This window comes from Protofrankia sp. CiP1_Cm_nod3 (assembly GCF_982290655.1).
The window spans coordinates 6,956-12,175 of the sequence record NZ_CEVIVD010000098.1; the positions used below are offsets into that span (position 1 = coordinate 6,956).

General features: G+C 73.2%; 5 protein-coding genes. 1 reads left to right on the forward strand and 4 read right to left on the reverse strand.

What is annotated here, in order from left to right; all coding sequences use genetic code 11:
• Window positions 1-163: 163 nt before the first annotated feature.
• Together msrB and AC5LUJ_RS17210 are read right to left on the reverse strand one after the other, a co-directional pair.
• A complete protein-coding gene (gene msrB, locus AC5LUJ_RS17205) occupies window positions 164-601 on the reverse strand; it encodes a peptide-methionine (R)-S-oxide reductase MsrB (RefSeq protein WP_250280435.1) in 438 nt (145 codons plus the stop codon).
• Window positions 598-1,101: a DUF4267 domain-containing protein gene (locus AC5LUJ_RS17210; protein ID WP_250280433.1), complete on the reverse strand. Its 504-nt coding sequence runs from the start codon at window positions 1,099-1,101 to the stop codon at window positions 598-600. The genes msrB and AC5LUJ_RS17210 overlap by 4 nt, the downstream gene beginning before the upstream one ends.
• Before the next feature lie 120 nt (window positions 1,102-1,221).
• On the opposite strand from AC5LUJ_RS17210, the gene AC5LUJ_RS17215 reads away from it, so the two are divergent.
• The gene (locus AC5LUJ_RS17215; protein ID WP_013873689.1) at window positions 1,222-1,572 is read left to right on the forward strand and encodes an RNA polymerase-binding protein RbpA; all 351 of its coding nucleotides are present in this window, start codon (window positions 1,222-1,224) and stop codon (window positions 1,570-1,572) included.
• Between the two features lie 79 nt (window positions 1,573-1,651).
• Here the strand turns inward: AC5LUJ_RS17215 and lnt are convergent, their stop codons facing one another.
• Together lnt and AC5LUJ_RS17225 are read right to left on the reverse strand one after the other, a co-directional pair.
• On the reverse strand, window positions 1,652-4,417 hold the full coding sequence (lnt, locus tag AC5LUJ_RS17220) for an apolipoprotein N-acyltransferase (protein WP_493465287.1): 2,766 nt from the start codon (window positions 4,415-4,417) through the stop codon (window positions 1,652-1,654).
• 283 nt (window positions 4,418-4,700) lie between these two features.
• A complete protein-coding gene (locus tag AC5LUJ_RS17225; protein WP_493465288.1) occupies window positions 4,701-5,075 on the reverse strand; it encodes a DMT family transporter in 375 nt (124 codons plus the stop codon).
• Window positions 5,076-5,220: the final 145 nt, after the last annotated feature.

Genomic DNA, 5,220 nt, shown 5'->3' on the forward strand with positions numbered 1-5,220 from the left:
GCCGGTGGGGGCGGGGCCCACTCGTTCTACTTGACATAATGTCGATTATCGGCGCTACGGTGCCGTGCGGGGGAGGGGCGGCGGCGGGCGGAGCGGCACGGGGTGCGCGTCCGCCGCGCCGGCGCCTACGTCCGTCGGGTTCTCCCGGATGCTCCTATGGATGTCAGGCGGGGTTCTCCGGCGTTGGCTCGAGGTCGAGCGCGAGCGAGTTCATGCAGTAGCGCTGGCCGGTCGGCGCCGGGCCGTCGTCGAAAACGTGTCCGAGATGTGACCCACAGCGACGGCATCGGACCTCGGTGCGGGTCATGCCGTGGGAGTGGTCCTCGACCAGTTCCACCGCGTCCGCCACCTTGGGCTCGTAGAAGCTCGGCCAGCCTGATCCGGAGTCGTACTTGGTGGACGAGTCGAACAATGTGTTCCCGCATGCCCCGCAGCGGTAGACGCCGGTTTCCTTGCTGTATGTGTAGGCGCCGCTGAAGGGTGGTTCGGTGGCGGCGTTGCGCAGGATGGCGTACCGCTCCGCAGGGAGTTCCTTGCGCCACTCCTCCTCGGTCTTGACGACCTGGTGTGTTGCCACGGTGACCTCCTTGTCGTCGCTCATGCCAGGCCACTCCCCTCTTCTGCTGGTGTGGGACGTTTCACGCGGCGGATTCGTTCCCCGAGGGCTGTCGCCCGGCGGTCCGCCGGGTCCGCGCCGGCGGGGGGACGGGTGGTGAGCAGGCCCGCCTGGACGGCGCTGGTGGCGGCGGTCAGTGCCGCCGCCACGGCCGGTGCCCAGGCGATGTCCCGGCGGGCGCCGGCGTTGAGCAGCACGGCCGCGTCGGCCGTGTCGATCAGCGCGCCCGCCCGCAGCCAGCCGCGTGTCGGTGGGCCGTCGCGCCGCAGCAGGGACGTGAGCAGGCCGGCGCCGACGGCGATGTCGCGGGCGGCGGCGAGCCGGGTGATCCACGCCGTCCGTTCGGCGGTGACCCGGTCCACGCCGGCGAGGCGCGCGAATCTGGCGGGACGTGTCAGCAGTCCGACACCAAGCGCGCAGCGGGCCGTCCCGAGAAGAGCCGCTTGCTGACTGTACGTAAGAGAAGATGGCTTAATCATGATCATCTTTATACCTTATGTGAGCGCGATCTCGTTGCCGGCCTTGTCCCCAAGGGAACGTCCCACAGATCCCGGGCGTTGATGAGTCTGAGTTCCTCACTGGTATCGACGCTCGGGAGGGTTTTCATGGGCGAGCGCATCCTGCGAGGCAGCCGTCTAGGTGCAGTCTCCTACGAGACGGACCGCAGCACCGAACTCGCGCCCCGCCAGACCGCGTCCTACGACTGCCCGAACGGCCACCAGTTCACCATGCCTTTCGCTGCCGAGGCCGAGGTCCCGGCAGTCTGGGAGTGCCGTGTCTGTGGTGCCGGATCGGTCATCGTCGACGGCGAGGTCCCGGAGCCGAAGAAGAGCAAGCCCCCGCGCACGCACTGGGACATGCTGATGGAGCGGCGTACCACCGACGACCTTGAAGAGGTACTGGCTGAGCGGCTCGCGGTCCTGCGGGGCACCGGGCAGGACCGGCGCTCCGCCTGACACGTCTGCCGTAGCGACACCCACGCGTGTGGCCCGTCCGGAGATCGTCCGGGCGGGCCACACGCGTGTCGCCCCGCTCTCATGCCGAGGCACCTGTCGTCGACCGTTCCTGGTCCTGGTGTTCCTCGGCGCTCTCCCGGGCCGCGGGCAGCGGTAGCGGGCCGGTGTCCCCGCCAGGGTGCGCGGCCTGTCCGTCCCGGCTGCCCTGGCTGTCCTGTCCGTCCCGGCCCACCGTGGCCTCGCTCCCGCCGTTCTGCCGCCGGGCAGCGCTGCGTCCGCCGGCCGCGGCCGGCCGGTCGCGCAGGGAGCGCACCGCCCACCAGGTCACCCGCCACAGCGCCTCCCCCACGACGGCCCGGTTCATCTTCGACTGTCCGCGTTCGCGCTGGACGAAGGTGATCGGGACCTCGCGGAGCCGGAACCCCGACCGCCACGCCTGCCAGGCCAGGTCGACCTGGAAGCAGTACCCCTGCGACGCGACCCGGTCGAGATCGCGGCTGCGCAGGACCTCGGCCCGGTAGGCCCGGAAGCCCGCGGTCGCGTCGGCCAGCGGCATGCCGAGGGCGGTCCGCACGTACGCGTTGGCGCCGCGGGAGAGCAGCAGCCGGGACCGCGGCCAGTTGCGCACCTCTCCCCCGGGCACCCAGCGTGAGCCGATGACCAGGTCGGTTTCCCGCAGGGCGGTGAGCAGGCGGGGCAGTTCCTCCGGCTGGTGCGAGCCGTCGGCGTCCATCTCGACCAGGATGCCGTAGCCGCGGCCCAGCCCCCAGGTGAAGCCGGCCACGTAGGCCGCGCCCAGCCCCTCCTTGGCCGGCCGGTGCAGGACGTGGACGCGCGGGTCGGCGCTGGCGAGCTCGTCGGCGAGCTGGCCGGTGCCGTCCGGGCTCGCGTCGTCGATGACCAGCACGTCCACGTCCGGATTGGCCGTCCGGAGCCGGTTGACCGTGTCCTGAAGGTTCTCCCGCTCGTTGTAGGTGGGAACACACACGAGAACGCGCTCGCCGTCCACGCGGCTCCTTTCGGTGTCGCCAGCGCTGTCGTCGGCGGGGCCGCCGCCCGCCTGCCCGTACTGTTCCCGCCGGTGTCCGGCGATCCGGCCGGGCCCGGCGGCCTGTCGGGGCGGCGTCCGTCCAGCCCGTAGGCCGAACGCTACAGCGGCCACTCCGATCATCACCAGGAGCGTCTCCGGGAGGCTACCGAGCCGGTCCGCGACCGTACGCCCGGTACGCAGCGGCAGCGCGGCGGTCAGGACGGCCGCCTGGTACAGCCCGGACCGCGCGAGGATCCGGCCGTCGGGCATGACCATCGCGCTCTGGCCGCTGGTGGACGCCTGGACCGCGGCCCGCCCGTGTTCGACCGCGCGCAGCCGGGTCATGGCCAGCTGCTGCTCGCTTTCGCCCCGGCGTCCGAACGAGGCGTTGTTGGTCTGCACGACCAGCAGCCGCGCGCCGGCGTCGACGGTGGCGCGCACGAGGCCGTCGTAGGCCACCTCGAAGCAGATGACGTCACCGATGGTGATCCCGCGGATGGTCAGGGCCCCGGTCGTGGTGCCGTGGACGAAGTCGTTGGGCATCTCGGTGGCGAACCGGCTGACCAGCTTCTCCAGGACGGCCCGGCCCGGCAGGTACTCGGCGAACGGCACCGGGTGCTGCTTGACGTACATCTGCCCGGTCCAGCCGGTGTCGTCCCACACCAGGGCGGCGTTGCGCACCTTGCGCGGGCCCGGCCCGTCGAGGACCGCGCCGACGAGGACGGGAGCGCCCGCCGCCCGCGCGGCCCGGTCCAGCAGGGCGGCGGCGCGGGGGTCGGCGAGCGGGTCGACGTCCGAGGCGTTCTCCGGCCACAGGACCAGATCGGGCTGTGGGACCCGGCCCGCCGCCACGTCCGCGGCGAGCTGTTCGGTCCGCGTGACGTGGTTGGTGGTGACCTGGAACATGCGGCCGAGTGCCTCCAGCCCACCGGCCCGCGGGACGTTGCCCTGCACCGCGGCGACGTTCGCCGTGCCGGCCTGCGCCGCGGTCGGCAGCGGTACCGCCAGGCCCAGCAGGGTCACGGCGGCGGCCGCGGCCAGCGGGCGGGCTGTCGCCACGGCCGTCCGCGCCCGGCGGCCCCGGCCGCCCGTCCTGGCGTCCGTCCTGGCGTCCGCGCTGGTGTCCGTCCCGTTGTCCGGCCCGGACGGGCGGGCGGATCCGGTGGCGCCCGTGGCCGGCGCGGCCGCGCGGATGACGGCCGCGGCCAGCAGCGCGCCGGTGCCGGCGGCCGCGGCGGTCACCAGCGGTGTGCCGCCGAGTGCCGCGAGCGGTGCCAGCGGCGCGTCCGCCTGGCTGAAGGCCAGCTTCCCCCACGGGAAGCCGCCGAAGGGCGCCCGCGCGCGTACCGCCTCCTGTACGGCCCACACCGCGGCCACCCACAGCGGCCATCCACGCATCCGCGTCACCGCGGTGCTCGCGGGGGCGACCAGCGCGAGCAGGGCCGCCTCGCCGGCCGAGAGCGCCACCCAGCCGTCGATGCCGACGAACATCACGAAACGCAGCATCGCCAGCATGAAGCCGAGACCGAACAGCATGCCGAGGGCGAACGACCAGCGCAGGCGCACACCGCGCACGGCCAGGGTGAGGGCCGCGACCGCGACCGGCGCCAGCGGCCAGATCCCGGTGGGCGGGAACGCCAGGTACAGCAGCACGCCGGCGGTGGCCGCCACCAGCGGCCGGGTCAGCCGGCGGGCCAGGCGCCGAACCAGCCGCTGGGGCGGCCGTTGGGATGACGGGGCATCCGCGTCCGCCCCGGACGTGTCGTCCGCGCAGGTCACGGCACCGCGGCTCGTGCCGCGGCCCGCGCTCGGCATGTCCTGGGCTGCCACACTTCCAGTGTCGGCCACCGGCTGGGCCGCCATCGACCGGGTCGGCGAAACATCCGCCTCCCGGGCCCGGGAGGCCGCCGCGGCTCAGGCCCGGACCGGAGACGACGCCAGGACCCTGTGGTGACACATCCTGTCATGATCATGGGGGCAAGTGTGGAACGAGTACGGAAACGGCTGCTAAGGCGACCGTTCGTCCTCTCGTTCCCCCGGATGGGGACCCATGATGCGCACGGTTCCCGGCGGGTGTCGGTGTTGCCTGGTTGGCATCTCAGCCCCGGGCGGGCCGTTCGGGGCCGTGCGCGGCAGGCGGTGCAGCGGCCTTGTCCCGGTGGTCGGCGAGCGGGAGCAGCGCCACGCCAATGATGATCAGGGCCAGGGAGCCCGTCTTGAGCCAGTTGGCGCGCTCCGTGCCCAGAGCGATGCCGATGACGGCGACCGCGGTGGTCCCCAGCGCCCCGAAGGCGGCGTACGACACGCTCGGGCCCAGCCTCGTGAGCGCGACACCGAAGAGGTAGGTGGTCAGGAGGAACCCGAGGACGGCGAGGACCGAGGGGACCATGTTGCGGAAGCCGTGGGAGGCGGCGAGGGCGTAGGTGGCTGCCACGTCGCAGGCGATCGCGGCCACCAGAGCCAGCCAGCTCATCAGGGTCCTTCGGGAGGGATCGGCCGGCTGCCGGTGGCCGGCGGCCGGGCGGTGGGCGACATCGGTGGCGGTCATTCCTTCCCTCTTCCCGGGCCTCTTGCTTCCCGGGCCTGGTGGCTGCTTCCCGGCGGCTGCCCGGCTGCCT

Coding starts and splice junctions, on each gene's coding strand:
- msrB (WP_250280435.1), bottom strand. CDS start 601: ATGAGCGACGACAAGGAGGTCACCGTGGCAACACACCAGGTCGTCAAG.
- AC5LUJ_RS17210 (WP_250280433.1), bottom strand. CDS start 1,101: ATGATCATGATTAAGCCATCTTCTCTTACGTACAGTCAGCAAGCGGCT.
- AC5LUJ_RS17215 (WP_013873689.1), top strand. CDS start 1,222: ATGGGCGAGCGCATCCTGCGAGGCAGCCGTCTAGGTGCAGTCTCCTAC.
- lnt (WP_493465287.1), bottom strand. CDS start 4,417: ATGCCGAGCGCGGGCCGCGGCACGAGCCGCGGTGCCGTGACCTGCGCG.
- AC5LUJ_RS17225 (WP_493465288.1), bottom strand. CDS start 5,075: ATGAGCTGGCTGGCTCTGGTGGCCGCGATCGCCTGCGACGTGGCAGCC.